The organism is Vallitalea sediminicola (assembly GCF_054408565.1).
This window is the reverse complement of record NZ_BTPT01000015.1, coordinates 1-16,118: the sequence shown is the minus strand read 5'-3', so window position 1 is coordinate 16,118 and position 16,118 is coordinate 1. Positions and strand designations below refer to the sequence as shown.

The following is a 16,118-nucleotide window of genomic DNA, read 5'->3' as shown; positions in this document are numbered from 1 at the left end:
TATAATTGTTAATAAATGTATGCATTATTTTTTATGATAAGAATTTACTTACATGTAATTTGAATACATATAACTGGTAAATAATATGATAGGGGTGAATTTTATGAGTAATGATCTAAGTGAAAAGCAAATTAAAATACTTAATTTTATAAAAAGTGAAATTCTAAAAAAAGGATATCCACCTGCTGTAAGAGAAATATGTGATGCTGTTGGTTTAAAATCTACTTCAACAGTTCATGGACATCTTGAGAGATTAGAGAAAAAAGGAATTATTAGACGAGATCCAACTAAACCTAGAGCAATTGAAATTATTGATGAATCTTTTTCGCCTTCAAGAAGAGAATTAGTTAGTGTCCCTATCATCGGTAATGTTGCTGCAGGAGAACCATTGTTAGCAGTAGAAAATATTGAAGATTACTTCCCTATCCCTACTGAGTTTATACCTAATCAACAAACTTTTATGTTAAATGTTAATGGAAGCAGTATGATTGAAGCTGGAATATTTGATGGGGATTTAATTTTAGTACAACAACAAAATCAAGCTGCCGATAAAGATATTGTAGTTGCCCTAATTGATGATTCTGTGACTGTCAAAAGGTTTTTTAGAGAACCTGATCATATAAGATTACAACCTGAAAATAGTTCAATGAACCCAATAATCGTTGATGATGTTAAAATACTCGGTAAAGTAATAGGTCTTTTTAGAAAATTTTAAAAAAAGTGGTTTTTAGCCAGATAACTATCTAGCTAAAAACCACTTTTTTATATGTTCCATATTTTTCATTCATGAAACTACTCTTCAATCAAACTCTTAACATCTATTTTCTTACCATCGCTCCATATTCTTTCAAGATCATAAAATAATCTATCTTCTTTACTGAAGATATGAATAATAATATTACCATAATCTAATAATATCCAACTAGCAGAATTATAACCTTCAACTTGCTTAGGTTCGTAACCATTCTTTGATAGAACTTCATCTGTTCTATCAATAAGAGCTTTTATATGACTTTTATTATTACCATGAGCAATTATAAAATAATCTGCTATAACTGTTAACTCTCTTATATCTAGAACTTGGATGTCTTCCGCTAATTTATCGTCTAATGCTTTTAATGCAATTTTAACTATATCCATTGAATTGTCTGTATTTTTATCCATGTTTATCTACCTCCTGTATAATTAAAAATATTTTTATAGTATTCATAAGCTTCCATAGTAATTGGTACTATGTATTTATTACTTGATTGTAAATAATTAATTGTATCTGATAAAATCATAAATAAAGCTTTATCTAAATCCTGATTAGCTACTTTTCTAATTTCTTCTAAATTAGGAGCTTTTGTTCTTCCAGGTTCTATGTAATCAGATATATAAATGATTTTTTCTAGACTGGACATATTAGCTTTACCAGTAGTATGATAGGTAATCGCATCAAGAATGTCTGGATCATCAATCTTATATACATATTTAGCCATCACAGAACCTATTTGAGCATGAATTAAATCAAGATTTTTCAATTCTTCATCAGATGTTTCTATATTATATTTATCACATAACTCCAATTTAGTATCATTAGATAAATTTTTGGCACAATCATGTAATAGAGCAGCCATTCTAGCTTTATCAATGTCTACATTATAAAGTTCAGCTAAGGAAACAGCTGTAATTTCTACTCCTATTGTGTGGTCATATCTGCATTTATGAAGTTGTTTCTGCAAAATATTTCTAATTGCAATGAAATCATATTTATCTTGCATGTATTTATCCCTTCTTCTTTACAATAAATAATCGTTTTATCAACAAACTAAATATTTCTATATAGTTTGTTATTATCTATATATTTTTCTACATTGTCAGGTAATAAATATCTAATTGATAAGTTGTTTTTTACTCTTTTTCTTATTTCTGAAGAAGAAATATCAATATCAGGAATATTAATTAAATCAATTCTAGCATTATAGTTACGTTTCAATATATTAATTTCACATTGTAGCTGTTCTCCAGTATATGTAGAACCTCTATTAGTAACTACAAAATTACATATTTCAAATAGTCTTTGATAATTCTTCCATTTTAACAAATCAAATACTGAGTCTGCACCTATTATAAAATAGAAAGTTTTATAAGGATATTTCTCATTCAAATGTTCTATGGTATCAACAGTATAAGTATTGCCTTCTCTATCTATCTCAATAGTTGATGCTTCAAATTTATCGTTATTAATTATTCCCAATTCTGTCATATTTAATCTATGACTTTTATGGGATATCTTTTTATTTGATTTTAGATAAGATATACCTGATGGTATAAATATAATTTTGTCTAAGTTCATTTCATCTAAAACATATTGTGCCAATATTAAATGGCCATAGTGAATAGGATCAAAGGTTCCTCCCATTATACCAATTGATTTGTTATTCATAAATAACCCTTCTATCAAATTAGTTGTAATTAATAAAACACTAGATACTCTTTAATACTAGTATATATATTCTTTTGCTTATGTTTAGAAAATATTTCTGAAACTTCATCTAGAGAACAAAACGGTTGGTCTTCTCTAAAGCTAATTATATCATCAATAATTTCTTTTGGTATTCTTATATACTGATATTTGCTATCCTTCCACACTCTTCCATATATATTTTCTAACTCATATCTTGATGCGCTATTTAGATTCGTAAATAATGAAAAGTCAGATGCATAATTAGTATAGTCAAATTTAATATTTTTGCTGAATGTATATCTAATTCTATTATTTAAATATTTATCAGATTCTTTGTCGTCCATATTAAATAACTTAACCGCATTATATCTATCAGTTATATTAATATTAATGTACTCTGGAATTTCTGAATCTACCGCATAGATATAAGGTTTTACTTTATTATAATATGTTGAAGTAATAATATTTTTCAATTCAGTTTTTGTTGTATAAGGTCTATTGTCAATTATCCTTTTAACAAGATCCTCTCTTGTTTCATCAATCATATCAACAAAACCAAATAAGGATTGTAATTCATGTTCCTCAGCAGTATTAATATTAGTTAATAATGAGAAATTATCGCTATATCGAGAAATCTCGTATCTACTTAAATAACCTTTTTTCTCTAATTCACCTAAAGATTTAATAATATACTTTTGATTATTTCTTTCCTTTACTATTTGATCAGCTCTATTAACTGAGAAATAGCAAGTTCTTCTAATCTGTTTGATTGAAGCAGTATTAAGATTAACTACTTTTATCTCTTTTTCTATATATTCATTAATAGGTTTCAATGCTATGAATTCTTCTATCTTAGAATAATTATGATACATACCAGGTATTTTTCTCACTTCATAAACACTATTAATTAAGTTGAACAATCTATATTGCACAATGTTATTTGCTAATGTATCGCCTAACTCAGTATCGTTAAACAATGATTTCAATTCTTCAAATGAGGCTGTACTAATATTACTAATTACTGACATCTTGTTTCTATTTTTATCAAACCATTCTTTTGTAAAAGCTGTGTTACAGAACTTAATCTCTTCAACAGAATTGAATGGATTGTATTTTCTATAATTTACAATAGAATATGCCATTGAACTAGTAGTATCTTCTAATACATCTACTAAATCTGTGTAAGTAGCAGTATTTATATTAACCCCTATAGTAGCATTCTTGTTTTTATAATTTTCCCAAACACCTTTTTTTTCTTCTTTTGATTTTAACTGAGCCTTATCTAAATCACTATATTGTTCGGCTTTATTAAATGAATCATCCAATTTAGCTAATCCTAATTCTAATAATTCTTCACTTAAAGATTTACTTGATAACAAATAAACATATTTATAATTCCAACCATCTATTCTATCAAATGTTAAATCATTAGAATCTGGCAATAGCATAACACGCTTGCCTAATAAACGATTATAAGTATATTCCATAGCCTCCGCAGAAGATTCAGTATCAATACCAATCATTTTAATAAGTTTAACGGTTTTGTTAGAATTATTATCTTCTTCAATTACTTTAATAGCCTCACCACTTATAACTTCAACAACTTTTGCAAGAGTTATATCCATATCATTAATGGTTATTGGTCTTGCTAAACTAGAAAAATTACTTAAATTAATTATTATTAACAACAGCATTGTCATAGAAATAAATCTAAAATATTTTTTCATGTAAACCCCTCGTTTCTTTTAATCATTAGTATAAAATTAGCTGTAATAATTGTTATGGTAATATAATCTTAGAGTTTTCCTTAGATTCTCTATAGAGTACAATTTTTCTACCAATTTGTTGTACTACATTAGATCTTGTTCTTTCAGCTAATACGCCACAAATATCTTTTGGTGTATATAAGCAATTTTTTAATACACTAATCTTAATCAATTCTCTAGCTTCTAATGCATCAGAAATAGCTTCTGTTATTTCAGGAGTTACCCCTGACTTACCTACTTGGAATATTGGTTCTATATCATTAGCTAATCTTCTAAGATAAGCTCTTTGTTTGCTTGTTATCTTTTCCATTATATTCTCCTTCCGACTATAAATATCAATGAACATACGTTGTTAACATTTAATACTATTTATAAAAATCAAATTCTAGATAATACATCTTAACAGTATCCCCTTCTTCTATGCCAAGTCGTTCCAATTCTTCTATTACACCATTTTCTCTTAAGAACTTCTGGAAGAAAGCAAACCCTTTTTCAGTTTCTAGATTAGTATAGCCTAACATTTTTTCAATCTTAGGTCCTTCTACTAAGAATGTATTATTCTCTAATACTTCTACAGTATATGCATCTTCTTTAACTATTTGATCATCAATGAAATACTCTTGTTCATAGACTAAGATTTCATCATCCAATCCTTCTAATAATTCATGAATATAGTATAATAATTCTTTTACACCCTTACCAGTTACTGCAGAGATTGGAAATACTTTTATTCCTTTTTTCTCAAATTCTTCTTTTAATTCTATTAAATATTTATCATCTTGCATTACATCAATTTTGTTAGCAGCAATTACCATAGGTCTTTTAACTAAATCTTCATTAAAAGTTTCTAGTTCATAATTGATTTTATTTATATCTTCTACAGGATTTCTTCCTTCTGTTGAGGCTACATCTACTATATGAACAATGACTTTAGTTCTTTCAATGTGTTTTAAAAATTCATGACCTAGCCCTACACCTTCAGAAGCTCCTTCAATTAGACCTGGAATATCTGCTATTACAAAACCTTTACCATCACTTATATCGACAACTCCTAGATTTGGGTTTAGTGTTGTAAAATGATAATTAGCAATTTTAGGTCTAGCATTAGTTACCCTTGATAAAAAAGTAGACTTACCTACATTAGGAAATCCTACAAGACCAACATCTGCAATTGTTTTCAGTTCCAGTAGGATGAAGAGGTCTTTACCTTGTTTACCAGGTTGAGCATATTTTGGTATTTGCATAGTTGGAGTTGCGTAATGCTGATTACCTTTACCACCACGTCCACCTTTTAATAACACTTCTTCCATACCAAGATGAGCCATATCAATTATTACTTTTCCTGTTTCAGCTTCTTTAATAATAGTACCTAGTGGTACATTAATTATTAGATTATCAGAGTTTTTTCCGTGCATTCTATTACCTTTACCTGGTTCACCGCTACGAGCTTTGAAATGTTTTTTATGTCTAAAGTCATATAATGTATTTAAATCATTATCTACTCTAAATATAATATCTCCGCCCTTACCACCATCTCCGCCATCAGGTCCACCGTTAGGAACGTATTTTTCTCTTCTAAAACTTACACAACCGTTACCTCCGTCACCCGATTTGATATATATCTTTGCTTGATCTACAAATATCATTTGCATCTATCCTTCCCATTAGGAAATTAATTGAGTCTTTATTTATATTAATCTTTTTAAGTTATTTAATATTTATCAATCTATATACATTGAATTTAAACATCGATACAACCATTTCAATAAGTTCAATATGTTTTCCTTGATTTTATAAGTTAATGAACTAGATAATTATTGGCTCTATAGCAATTATTTAATTCAACTTATCTATGTGTATTATATTATAAACTAATTATATTTAAAAGTAATATTTAACTTAATAGACTAAATTACCTCTAATTATAGTATTTATTAATTATACTGTCTATATACCTGTTAAAAAAACTTCTTCTCTATACTACACCTAATCATTTTCGTAAGCATAAAAAAAAGTTTCAAATGAAACCATTTGAAACTTTTCAATAACATTATTGAGCTTTTGGATATACAGAAACTTGTTTCTTATCTCTGCCTTTTCTTTCAAACTTGACTACTCCATCAACTAATGCAAATAAAGTGTCATCTCCACCTCTACCTACATTTTCACCTGGATGAATCTTAGTTCCACGTTGTCTATATAAAATATTTCCAGCTTTAACAGTTTGTCCATCAGCTTTTTTAGCACCTAATCTCTTTGACTCAGAGTCTCTACCATTTTTAGTAGAACCAACTCCTTTTTTATGAGCAAAGAATTGAAGGTTCATTCTTAACATGCTTACACCTCCTTGATAACAAGAGTTATATAATCACTACCGTATTCTTCTATCATTGATTCTATACCTAATATCATTGATTTCAGTAATAAATTAGATTCATCACTTACTTTATCTAATATTTTAAATGACATATATCCTATCTGTTCATCAGTAGAACAATCATATAAGTCATCTGTAAAATTCTCAATTGAGTTAATAGTATTTATAGTTAACACTGACACAGCAGCACATACTACATCTTTACCATATTCAGAATAACCTGCGTGACCACTTAATTCAAAACCGTTTATTATCTCGTTTCTCGTAAATACATTAATATTAATCATAATTGTAATTACGCATTGATTTTTTCAATTTTAACTTCAGTATAAGGTTGTCTATGACCTTGCTTTTTATGATAACATTTTTTTGGTTTGTACTTGTAAACTATAATTTTTTTGCCTTTGCCTTCACCTTCAGCAGTAGCAGTTACAGTAGCGTTGCTTACAAGTGGATTACCAACAGTTAAACCATTGTCATTAGATACCATTAAAACCTTGTCAAAAGTAACAGTTTCGCCAGCAGCTACTCCTAATTTTTCAATTCTGATTGATTCACCTTCAGCAACTTTGTATTGCTTTCCACCAGTTTCAATAATTGCGTACATTTTGGCACCTCCTTTTATCAAGACTCGCCGAATGCGGTGTTTCCTAAGAAACTTTTAACCTCTTCGTGCGGCTATACCACTAAAAAACTTTACCATAATTCACTACAAATGTCAAGGATTTTTCCAGTTTTGCTTAAAAGAAGACCATTATATTATTTTGATTCATAAATACATTTTTATGATAGAATATAATTTGAGAATAATAAATGAAGAGGAGAGATTAATATGAATATCAAATATCTAGGGCATTCCGCTTTTTATATTGAAGATGGGAATTATAACGCTCTTATTGACCCTTTTATAACCGATAATCCACAATGCATAGCTACAGTTGATGATTTTAGTAATCTTAAGCATATATTTGTAACACACGGTCATGGAGATCATTTAGGTGATGCCGTTGAATTAGCTATCCGTACAAAAGCAACTATCATCACTAATTTTGAATTAGGAAATTATCTATTGTTTCAAAACGATAATATATCTGTACATACCATGCATATAGGAGGTAGTACAATATTGGACGGTGTATCTATTAAAATGACTAACGCTCTTCATGGTTCTTGCGTTATTACATCTAATCAAGATATCATATATGCAGGAAATCCATGCGGATTTTTAATTAATTATAATGGTATCAAAATGTATCATGCAGGTGACACAGGATTAACTCTTGATATGCAACTTCTAAGAGAGGAGCATGTTAATGTTGCTATGTTACCTATAGGGGGTAATTTTACTATGGATATTTCAGATGCGTGTAGAGCAATAGATTTTATTGAACCTGATTTGGCAATACCAATGCACTATAATACTTTTCCACCAATTATGGCAGATCCTTATAAATTTCAAGAATTAGCTTCTTCTAAAGTCAAAGTTATGGATATTAATGAAGTTATTAGTGTATAGTATTATAAAAAAAGATATCTAAAAGGTATAGTAATTAATAATTTTTATGTAATAAAAAAGCATAAGGAAAATATGTGTTCATGTAATATTTTCCTTATGCTTTTAAATTGTTCATCTAAAAAATCTTATAGCTATTTACTTAATATCTGCTGATATAAAGGTTTATTAGTTTTTTTCCTTGTCATCTCAACAAGTCCGAGCCCAGTCATTCCTACAACAAATACTTTGTTTCTGTCTTTTTTGACATATGAACTTAGACTCTTCATCAGCTGTTTATTATGTTCCTTATTTTTCATATCTATGAAATCAACAATAATGATACCTGCTAGATTCCTAAGTCTTATTTGATGAGCTATCTCTTTAGCGGCTTCTATATTGGTTTTAAATATTGTTTCTTCAAGATTCTTTTTACCAGTAAATTTAGCTGTATTAACATCGATAGAAACTAAGGCCTCAGTAGGCTGAATGACAATAGAACCTCCTGATTTTAACCAAACTTTTTCACATAGAGCTTTTTTAATTTTCTCATTCAATCCATACAGGTTCATTAATGAAAGATTTTTATCTTCATAGAGTTTTATTTTATCCATTAGGTCTGGATTAGTTGTCTTAAAATAAGACTGAACTTCTTTGTATAATTCATTATCTTCTACGATATATTCTTCAATATTATTATCATACATATCTCTAACAAATTTTAGTACCGAGTTGATGCCTTTATATATTTCAGTATAGCATGTCCTATACTTAGCTGTATCCATGATAGACGTATATTTTGAAATGAGTTCTGCTACTTCGTTCTCAATAAGTTCTTCATTTATCTGATAGGCATTAGTTCTAATAATAAAACCATAAGATTCAGTAATATACTTTTCTACTATATCCTTTAGACGTTTTCTTTCATCTTCTCCTTTTATTTTACCAGATAATCCAATGAAATTTTTCCCTTTAGTGAGTACTACATAACGTCCAGTAAGAGATATATTAGGTGATACAACACATCCTTTACTACCATGTTCTTCTTTTGTTATTTGAATCATTATCTCATCACCATTTGAGAGTTTTTTGGATGAATTACTTTTGGTGTAAAATATATCAGAGCTGTTTTCAAGTGACATATATGCATTTTTACTTCGTCCAATATTAATAAATGCAGCATTCATTCCTTTTATTACATTAACCACTTTACCTATAAAGATTTTTCCAATAAGTTCATTACTCTCTTCTTCATTTATACCAAGTTCTATTAATCTTCTGTTTTCATCTAGTAATGCGCTATAGACAACATCTTTATCTTTTGCAATAACTAATTTATATGGCATTTTAACACTCCTATAATATCTTATCTAAAGGAAGAAATTTATTGTCGCTTATATAATATATTTCTTGTCTATGGATTTTAAAATCAAATTTATTGAAATTGATATCATTCACTTTGCATAGATTGTCTAGTACAACATCTGGTTTTACATTCATTCTACTACCTGTAGCAATTAGTAGAAGTAAAGTGTCACTTGATGCTAAAGAAATATTAAATATTCCAGGTTTTATATCAATTTCTTTCAATACATTCTTTTTATTCTTTTTACTAATAATTATTTCACTCTTAGACATTAAATTATTTATCATGTCCTCAGTAAAATTAATATTACTTACCGTAATTTTATATTTAGAAGCATCAATAAGAGCCATAGCACTCTTAGCTTTATCTGGAAGTATTGTAATATTAAGAAGCTTAATTCCATCTGGTGCATGTGAATCAAGATTTTTCATTTGATATTTAATATCAATATCTTCTACCAACTTTACATCTAGGTATTCAGCTTCGCTTGTAATACCTACCGAAAGAGGTGCTCCTATAGACATAATAGGACGTGGGTTAAATCCTTCTGAATAAGCAATTGGAAATTCAGCTTTTTTAAATACTCTTTGAAAATTTCTAATCAAATCTAGATGACCAATAAATTTCATTGTACCTTCCTTAGCAAATTTTATTCTAATCAACATAGCAAATACCTCCACCAAAACTTTTTGCTCCACAATTCATACAAGAGTCCATACAATTTTCACTAATAACTCCTTCTTTGGCACGTAAGTATTCTCTATATAAAAATTCTTTTGTCACTCCGGTGTCAATAAAATCCCATGGTAGAATTTCTTCATAATCTCTATCTCTTGAAGCATAGAATAGAGGATCTATATCATTTTCTTCGAAAGCTTTCTGCCAGTATTCAAATCTAAAAAATTCTGACCAAGCATCAAAAGCAGCACCATTTTTCCAAGCACTGTAAATAACTTTTGCTATTTTTCTATCACCTCTAGCCATAACACCTTCCAGCATACTAGTCTTTGCATCATGACAATTATATTTAATATTCTTTTTATTTATTTTTTTATTAAGGAAAGATTGCTTCTCCATGAAAGTTTCGTAAGTATTCTGGGCTGTCCATTGAAATGGTGTAAAAGCCTTTGGTACAAAAAATGAAGAACTTAGTACAATTTGTGGTTTCCTCTTTCTAACTTCTTTTGGTAATTTATAATACTCTTCTACTATATCTTGTCCAAGTTTTGCTATAGCCTCAATATCTTCGTAGTTTTCCGTTGGAAGTCCGAGCATAAAATAAAGCTTAACCCTTGTCCAACCACCTTCAAAAGCTCTTGAAGAACCAGACAATATATCTTCTTCTGTAATACCTTTATTAATTACATCTCTTAGTCTTTGTGAGCCTGCTTCAGGTGCAAAAGTAATACTGCTTTTCCTTAATTCTTGTACTTTTCCCATGATATCTAAAGAAAACTTGTCAATTCTAAGAGAAGGCAAGGATAAATTAACATGTTTATCGTTACCGAATTCATCAATTAAGTAATTTGTTAATTCTTCTAATCCTGTATAATCACTAGAACTTAATGAAATAAGTGAAATTTCATCATGTCCAGTATTTTTAATTAATTCTGTAGCTTGTTTTTTAAGAACATTTACATCTTTTTCTCTTAAAGGACGATAGATCATGCCCGCTTGACAGAAACGGCATCCTCTTGCACATCCTCTGAATAATTCTAGAACTACTCTATCATGAACCGTTTGAATGAGTGGAACTAGAGGTTTACTTGGGTAAGGTGCATGTGTTAAGTCCATTACTATCTGTTTTTTTATTTTAGACTTAGCATGTTTATGGTTAGGTTTAAATTCTTCTATTTCTCCATTTTCTTTATAAGTAACATCATAAAATTTTGGAACATATACACCTTCTATATCTAATAGTTTAATTAAAAATTCTTCTTTCGTACCTCCACCTAGCTTATGATTTTTATATACATCAAGGATTTCAGGTAGTGTTGTTTCTGCTTCTCCTATATAGAAAAAATCTATAAATTCTGCTATTGGTTCAGGATTATAGGTACATGGACCCCCAGCACATACAATGGGATCACTCTCTAATCTATCTTTACTATACACTGACATATTTGATAAATCCAAAGTATTTAATATATTAGTATAACTCATTTCATATTGAACTGTGAATCCTAGAAAATCAAAATCTTTAACAGCATCTTGAGATTCCAAAGTGAAAAGATTAATATTTTTTTGTCTCATAATCTTTTCAAGATCCTCCCAAGGAGAAAATATACGTTCACAAAAAGTATCTTCTCTTTTGTTAAGAAAATCATAAAGTATAGATAGTCCAACATGAGACATACCTATTTCGTAGACATCAGGAAAACATAAAGCAAATCTAATATCTATATCGTTTATATCTTTACTTACAACATTAATTTCATTACCTAAATATCTTGCCGGTTTTTCAACACTGAGTAAAATATCATCTGTTAGTTTTAACTTTTTTTCCATTTTATTTAGTTAACTCCTTTAATCTATGAGTATTTAATATCTGTTTATATAATGATCACTTCACAAAAAACAAGAATGATTACTCTTTTTGTGGATTAATCGGTATATTAGTTTATTTAGCTTATATAATAATATAATATAATTGACAATATAACAACTAAAATTTAATATAATGGGGCTATCTTATAATGTCTTTTACTAAATATCCCATTAAGGTAGAATATGTATAGCAATAAAGATATATTATAAGACAGCCCCATTATATATTAATTCTCACTAGAATCTATATTCAGAAAATCTTTAACAGCTGTTTCATCACCGATCTTGAACACTTTGTTGGATAATTCTTTAAAATCTTCATTATAATATAATACTTCATAAATACTATCTACATTAAATTCACCAATTTTGATTTCATATTTTTTTAGATAAAGTGTTGATAGTAGTATTACAAAAGATATAAAAATTTTTATAGCCAATCTACTTGAGTAAGTTTCTTCTTTTTTACGGTTCCTAGTATTATATCTGTTTCTGTTTCTTTTTCTTACATTCTTTTTATTCATTTATATCTCATTCCCTTCACATATCAACCAAATTAACTAAGTACCAGATAAAACTATTTAAAAATCTATTTTTATCTTATAGTGCTTAAGCCAAAAGTTAAGTTGAATCAGATAAGCAATAAATTGTGGTTCTTTCATTAATTGACCAAACCATGGTGTAATAAATGTTTCTTTGCTATTGTTAATTAAATTATAAACATTTTTAGTGTTTATCAAATTATGTATAGGACTATTTTTATCATCTAGTACAGTTTTTAGTAGTTGTTTAACAGAATTACTATACTCAGGATTATATGTCTTAGGATAAGGTGATTTTTTCCTATATGCCACATCCTTTGGCAAATATGAGCTGAGAACTTTTCTTAGTAAGCCTTTTTCTACATTATTATGATTTTTAATACGCCAAGGTATATTCCATGTATATTCAACAATTCGATGGTCCGCATATGGTACTCTGACTTCTAAGCTTTTATACATACTCATCCTGTCTTTACGTGTTAATAATGTTAGCATGAACCATTTAAGATTAATATATGTAAGTTTTTTAATTCTCTTTTCATGCTCTGTTTCATTATCCAAGAATTCTATATCACTAATCGTGTCTCTATATTTAGTATTGGCAAATTCTTGTAATTTTAACTTATCTAATTCTTTTGATAGAAAAGATTTTCTTTCACTTATATATTTATTCCATGGAAAACCGTCATAATAAACATCCTCCTGTTTTCTAAACCAAGGATAACCTCCAAAGATTTCATCAGCACATTCCCCTGATAATGCAACCGTATGCTGTCTCTTTACCTTACCGCAAAACAGCATTAATGAGGAATCAATATCAGCCATCCCCGGTAGATCATAGGCTATTACAGCATCTTGTAACGCTTCTACTAACATATCAGTATCTATAGTTACTTTTTTATGATGTGAATCTATGTATTCACTAACACGTTCAACCCATACATTATCGTTGCTTGGTTGAAAATCAGATGCTACAAAATATTTGTCATTATCTTCATAATCTATAGAATATGTAGTGAGCTTGCTAGATTTATTTTTAAAATATTCAGAAGCTATAGAAGAAATGCCACTGGAGTCAAGACCTCCTGATAAAAATGTACATATTGGTACATCTGATATAAGTTGTTTCTTGATTGCATCTTCGACTAAATATGCTGTATGTTCAAAGGTTTCTTCATCATTTTCTGTATGATAATTGGTTATTGGTTTCCAATATATGTGTTTATATAGATTTTTTTTAGTTAAAATAATATATTCACTAGGTTTTAATTCATATATATTTTTGAACACACCGCTACCAAGCACCCTACTTGGGCCAAGACTAAATAATTCTAAAAGTCCATTTTCATCAATTACAGGTTCTAAGCCAGGAAATTTTAATAACGCTTTTATTTCGGAACCAAATATAAATGATCCATTGATATAAGCATAGAATAACGGTTTTACACCTAATCTATCTCTTGCAAGAAACAGGGACTTTGATTTTTTTTCCCATACACCAAAAGCAAATATTCCATTGAGATATGTAGTACAATCTTCACCCCACTCTATATAAGATACCAAAACCACTTCAGTATCACAATGAGACTCAAATTCATATCCTTTTTGGGACAATTTCTCTCTTACTTCATTTGTATTATATATCTCACCATTATAAACAATGGTATATTCATATTCTCCAATTTTTTTTGTCATTGGTTGTTTTCCACCATCAGGATCTATGACCACTAATCTTCTATGACCCAATAACACATTGGTTTTATAATAAAAACCATATTCATCTGGTCCCCTATGAATCAATTGGTCTGTCATATTATGAATGACACTTCTGTTTTCACTAATATTCTTATTATAATTAACCCATCCAGCAATTCCACACATCAAAATCATCTCCTTTTACTACCATATTAAAACTAGATTCACTTATAGCCCTATAATAAAATATTATTTTCATCTAAAAAAACAACTTGTTTAACTTTCTTTATCTATGTATATGCAAAAGTACAACTTTTATGAGTTATAGTGGATGCTAAAAAAACTTGAATCATGACATGACTTATGATAGGATTATAAATATTAAATAACAAGAAACATTAGGAGGTTCATAATGAGTGCATATGACGTGTTAATGGAAAGAGGATTTATTGAACAAACAACTCATGAGAAAGAGATTAAAGAATTATTAGAAAATGAAAAAGTTACATTTTATATAGGATTTGACCCAACTGCTGATAGTTTGACTGTAGGACATTTCTTGCCAGTTATGGCAATGGCTCATATGCAAAGAGCTGGACATAGACCAATAATACTTATTGGTGGTGGAACAACAATGGTTGGTGACCCAACAGGTAAATCTGATATGCGTAAAATGATGACAAAAGATCAGATTAATAGTAATGCAGAAAGTTTCAAAGAACAATTATCTAAGTTTATTGATTTTGAAGATGATAAAGCAATGATGGTTAATAACGCTGATTGGCTACTTGATCTTAATTACATTGATTTCTTAAGAGAAATTGGGGTTAATTTTTCAGTTAATAGAATGTTGACTGCTGAATGCTATAAATCCAGATTGGAAAAAGGACTTACATTTTTAGAATTTAATTATATGTTAATGCAGTCTTATGACTTTTTAGCACTTAATAGAAAATACAACTGCTCTCTTCAGTTAGGTGGTAATGACCAATGGTCTAATATTCTAGGTGGCGTTGAGCTAATAAGACGTAAAGAACAAAAACCAGCTTTTGGAATGACTTTTAAACTTCTTACTACAAGCGAAGGTAAGAAAATGGGTAAAACAGAAAAAGGTGCTGTATGGTTAGATAAATCAAAAACTACACCTTATGAATTCTATCAATATTGGAGAAATGTAGAAGATGCAAAAGTTGAAGAATGTCTTAGCCTTCTTACATTTTTACCTATGGATGAAGTTAGACGTTTAGGCGCCTTAAAAGACGCAGAAATAAATAAAGCTAAAGAAATTCTTGCTTTTGAAATTACAAAAATAGTTCATGGCGAAGAAACTGCAAAACAAGCTATGGAAGCTGCAAAAGCACTATTCACTGGTGGTGCTAAAAGCGGTTCAATCCCTACTACTGAAGTGACAAAAGATGAATTTGAAGGAGAAGGTATGGATATTATATCAGCTCTTCAAAAAGCTAAACTTGTACCTACACGTTCTGAAGGCCGTCGTATGGTTCAACAAGGTGGCGTTAGGGTAAATGATATAAAAGTGGATGGTATAGAAAGAATGATTACAGTTGAAGATTTCAAAGAAGACGGAACTTTAATTATTAAAAAAGGTAAAAAAGGATTCCATCAGTTTAAAATTAATTGCTAATAAAATATTATAGCATTATAGTCATTTAAGTGCTATACTGAATATATGCATTTAGTTTATTCTAATTTTATATTTAAGCGTGTTACTATGATTTGTAGGCATTAGCTTTATATGTTATGTACAGTATTGTTTGTACATATGTATAATGTTAATGCTTTATTTATTTCTAAAATCAGAAGCTGTTGTATTAATAAAATAGGACAACTTTTGAATATAAAAGAGCACTCTCGGAAAGTAAT

Annotated in this window: 17 protein-coding genes; 3 read left to right on the top strand and 14 right to left on the bottom strand. The window is 28.9% G+C overall.

The annotated features are described in order from the left end of the window. The first annotated feature begins 103 nt into the window (after window positions 1-103). Window positions 104-715, top strand: a complete 612-nt coding sequence (lexA, locus tag ACX6CF_RS07210; RefSeq protein WP_458784637.1) for a transcriptional repressor LexA — start codon at window positions 104-106, stop codon at window positions 713-715. 77 nt (window positions 716-792) lie between these two features. Here lexA and rsfS read toward each other — a convergent pair whose 3' ends face one another. The 9 genes from rsfS to rplU all read right to left on the bottom strand — a co-directional run bounded on the left by rsfS (window position 793) and on the right by rplU (window position 7,199). Beyond that, the gene (gene rsfS, locus ACX6CF_RS07205) at window positions 793-1,164 is read right to left on the bottom strand and encodes a ribosome silencing factor (RefSeq protein WP_458784636.1); all 372 of its coding nucleotides are present in this window, start codon (window positions 1,162-1,164) and stop codon (window positions 793-795) included. A gap of 2 nt (window positions 1,165-1,166) precedes the next feature. Further along, on the bottom strand, window positions 1,167-1,763 hold the full coding sequence (gene yqeK, locus ACX6CF_RS07200) for a bis(5'-nucleosyl)-tetraphosphatase (symmetrical) YqeK (RefSeq protein WP_458784635.1): 597 nt from the start codon (window positions 1,761-1,763) through the stop codon (window positions 1,167-1,169). 47 nt (window positions 1,764-1,810) lie between these two features. After that, on the bottom strand, window positions 1,811-2,428 hold the full coding sequence (gene nadD, locus ACX6CF_RS07195) for a nicotinate-nucleotide adenylyltransferase (protein WP_458784634.1): 618 nt from the start codon (window positions 2,426-2,428) through the stop codon (window positions 1,811-1,813). Window positions 2,429-2,457: 29 nt separating this feature from the next. Continuing rightward, a complete protein-coding gene (locus ACX6CF_RS07190) occupies window positions 2,458-4,176 on the bottom strand; it encodes a helix-hairpin-helix domain-containing protein (protein ID WP_458784633.1) in 1,719 nt (572 codons plus the stop codon). Between the two features lie 52 nt (window positions 4,177-4,228). Beyond that, complete coding sequence (gene yhbY / locus ACX6CF_RS07185; protein ID WP_458784650.1) at window positions 4,229-4,516, bottom strand: ribosome assembly RNA-binding protein YhbY; 288 nt, start codon at window positions 4,514-4,516, stop codon at window positions 4,229-4,231. Between the two features lie 64 nt (window positions 4,517-4,580). Continuing rightward, the gene (obgE, locus tag ACX6CF_RS07180; RefSeq protein ID WP_458784649.1) at window positions 4,581-5,858 is read right to left on the bottom strand and encodes a GTPase ObgE; all 1,278 of its coding nucleotides are present in this window, start codon (window positions 5,856-5,858) and stop codon (window positions 4,581-4,583) included. 407 nt (window positions 5,859-6,265) lie between these two features. After that, window positions 6,266-6,550: a 50S ribosomal protein L27 gene (rpmA, locus tag ACX6CF_RS07175; RefSeq protein ID WP_113675018.1), complete on the bottom strand. Its 285-nt coding sequence runs from the start codon at window positions 6,548-6,550 to the stop codon at window positions 6,266-6,268. 2 nt (window positions 6,551-6,552) lie between these two features. After that, on the bottom strand, window positions 6,553-6,879 hold the full coding sequence (locus ACX6CF_RS07170; protein ID WP_458784632.1) for a ribosomal-processing cysteine protease Prp: 327 nt from the start codon (window positions 6,877-6,879) through the stop codon (window positions 6,553-6,555). 8 nt (window positions 6,880-6,887) lie between these two features. Next, on the bottom strand, window positions 6,888-7,199 hold the full coding sequence (gene rplU, locus ACX6CF_RS07165) for a 50S ribosomal protein L21 (RefSeq protein WP_458784631.1): 312 nt from the start codon (window positions 7,197-7,199) through the stop codon (window positions 6,888-6,890). A gap of 225 nt (window positions 7,200-7,424) precedes the next feature. Between rplU and ACX6CF_RS07160 the strand changes: the two genes are divergently transcribed. Beyond that, a complete protein-coding gene (locus tag ACX6CF_RS07160; protein ID WP_458784630.1) occupies window positions 7,425-8,108 on the top strand; it encodes a metal-dependent hydrolase in 684 nt (227 codons plus the stop codon). 131 nt (window positions 8,109-8,239) lie between these two features. Here the strand turns inward: ACX6CF_RS07160 and ACX6CF_RS07155 are convergent, their stop codons facing one another. The 5 genes from ACX6CF_RS07155 to asnB all read right to left on the bottom strand — a co-directional run bounded on the left by ACX6CF_RS07155 (window position 8,240) and on the right by asnB (window position 14,420). After that, entirely contained in the window at window positions 8,240-9,430 is a 1,191-nt protein-coding gene (locus tag ACX6CF_RS07155) for an Rne/Rng family ribonuclease (RefSeq protein ID WP_458784629.1), read from the bottom strand. Between the two features lie 10 nt (window positions 9,431-9,440). Next, complete coding sequence (locus tag ACX6CF_RS07150) at window positions 9,441-10,115, bottom strand: TIGR03936 family radical SAM-associated protein (RefSeq protein ID WP_458784628.1); 675 nt, start codon at window positions 10,113-10,115, stop codon at window positions 9,441-9,443. Beyond that, window positions 10,105-11,958 carry a TIGR03960 family B12-binding radical SAM protein gene (locus ACX6CF_RS07145; protein ID WP_458784627.1) on the bottom strand — a complete coding sequence of 618 codons (1,854 nt, stop codon included), beginning with the start codon at window positions 11,956-11,958 and terminating at the stop codon, window positions 10,105-10,107. The genes ACX6CF_RS07150 and ACX6CF_RS07145 overlap by 11 nt, the downstream gene beginning before the upstream one ends. Before the next feature lie 266 nt (window positions 11,959-12,224). Further along, window positions 12,225-12,521, bottom strand: a complete 297-nt coding sequence (locus tag ACX6CF_RS07140) for a hypothetical protein (RefSeq protein ID WP_458784626.1) — start codon at window positions 12,519-12,521, stop codon at window positions 12,225-12,227. 57 nt (window positions 12,522-12,578) lie between these two features. Continuing rightward, complete coding sequence (asnB, locus tag ACX6CF_RS07135; RefSeq protein WP_458784625.1) at window positions 12,579-14,420, bottom strand: asparagine synthase (glutamine-hydrolyzing); 1,842 nt, start codon at window positions 14,418-14,420, stop codon at window positions 12,579-12,581. Window positions 14,421-14,646: 226 nt separating this feature from the next. On the opposite strand from asnB, the gene tyrS reads away from it, so the two are divergent. Further along, window positions 14,647-15,879 (top strand): tyrosine--tRNA ligase, encoded by a 1,233-nt coding sequence (tyrS, locus tag ACX6CF_RS07130; RefSeq protein ID WP_458784624.1) that lies wholly within the window; start codon window positions 14,647-14,649, stop codon window positions 15,877-15,879. Window positions 15,880-16,118 lie beyond the last annotated feature (239 nt).

Excerpts from the sequence above, each read along its gene's own strand:
- ACX6CF_RS07190 (WP_458784633.1), bottom strand. The coding sequence starts at position 4,176 with ATGAAAAAATATTTTAGATTTATTTCTATGACAATGCTGTTGTTAATA.
- ACX6CF_RS07155 (WP_458784629.1), bottom strand. The coding sequence starts at position 9,430 with ATGCCATATAAATTAGTTATTGCAAAAGATAAAGATGTTGTCTATAGC.
- lexA (WP_458784637.1), top strand. The coding sequence starts at position 104 with ATGAGTAATGATCTAAGTGAAAAGCAAATTAAAATACTTAATTTTATA.
- tyrS (WP_458784624.1), top strand. The coding sequence starts at position 14,647 with ATGAGTGCATATGACGTGTTAATGGAAAGAGGATTTATTGAACAAACA.
- nadD (WP_458784634.1), bottom strand. The coding sequence starts at position 2,428 with ATGAATAACAAATCAATTGGTATAATGGGAGGAACCTTTGATCCTATT.
- ACX6CF_RS07170 (WP_458784632.1), bottom strand. The coding sequence starts at position 6,879 with ATGATTAATATTAATGTATTTACGAGAAACGAGATAATAAACGGTTTT.
- yqeK (WP_458784635.1), bottom strand. The coding sequence starts at position 1,763 with ATGCAAGATAAATATGATTTCATTGCAATTAGAAATATTTTGCAGAAA.
- ACX6CF_RS07150 (WP_458784628.1), bottom strand. The coding sequence starts at position 10,115 with ATGTTGATTAGAATAAAATTTGCTAAGGAAGGTACAATGAAATTTATT.
- ACX6CF_RS07140 (WP_458784626.1), bottom strand. The coding sequence starts at position 12,521 with ATGAATAAAAAGAATGTAAGAAAAAGAAACAGAAACAGATATAATACT.
- ACX6CF_RS07160 (WP_458784630.1), top strand. The coding sequence starts at position 7,425 with ATGAATATCAAATATCTAGGGCATTCCGCTTTTTATATTGAAGATGGG.
- asnB (WP_458784625.1), bottom strand. The coding sequence starts at position 14,420 with ATGTGTGGAATTGCTGGATGGGTTAATTATAATAAGAATATTAGTGAA.
- rpmA (WP_113675018.1), bottom strand. The coding sequence starts at position 6,550 with ATGTTAAGAATGAACCTTCAATTCTTTGCTCATAAAAAAGGAGTTGGT.
- ACX6CF_RS07145 (WP_458784627.1), bottom strand. The coding sequence starts at position 11,958 with ATGGAAAAAAAGTTAAAACTAACAGATGATATTTTACTCAGTGTTGAA.
- rsfS (WP_458784636.1), bottom strand. The coding sequence starts at position 1,164 with ATGGATAAAAATACAGACAATTCAATGGATATAGTTAAAATTGCATTA.
- rplU (WP_458784631.1), bottom strand. The coding sequence starts at position 7,199 with ATGTACGCAATTATTGAAACTGGTGGAAAGCAATACAAAGTTGCTGAA.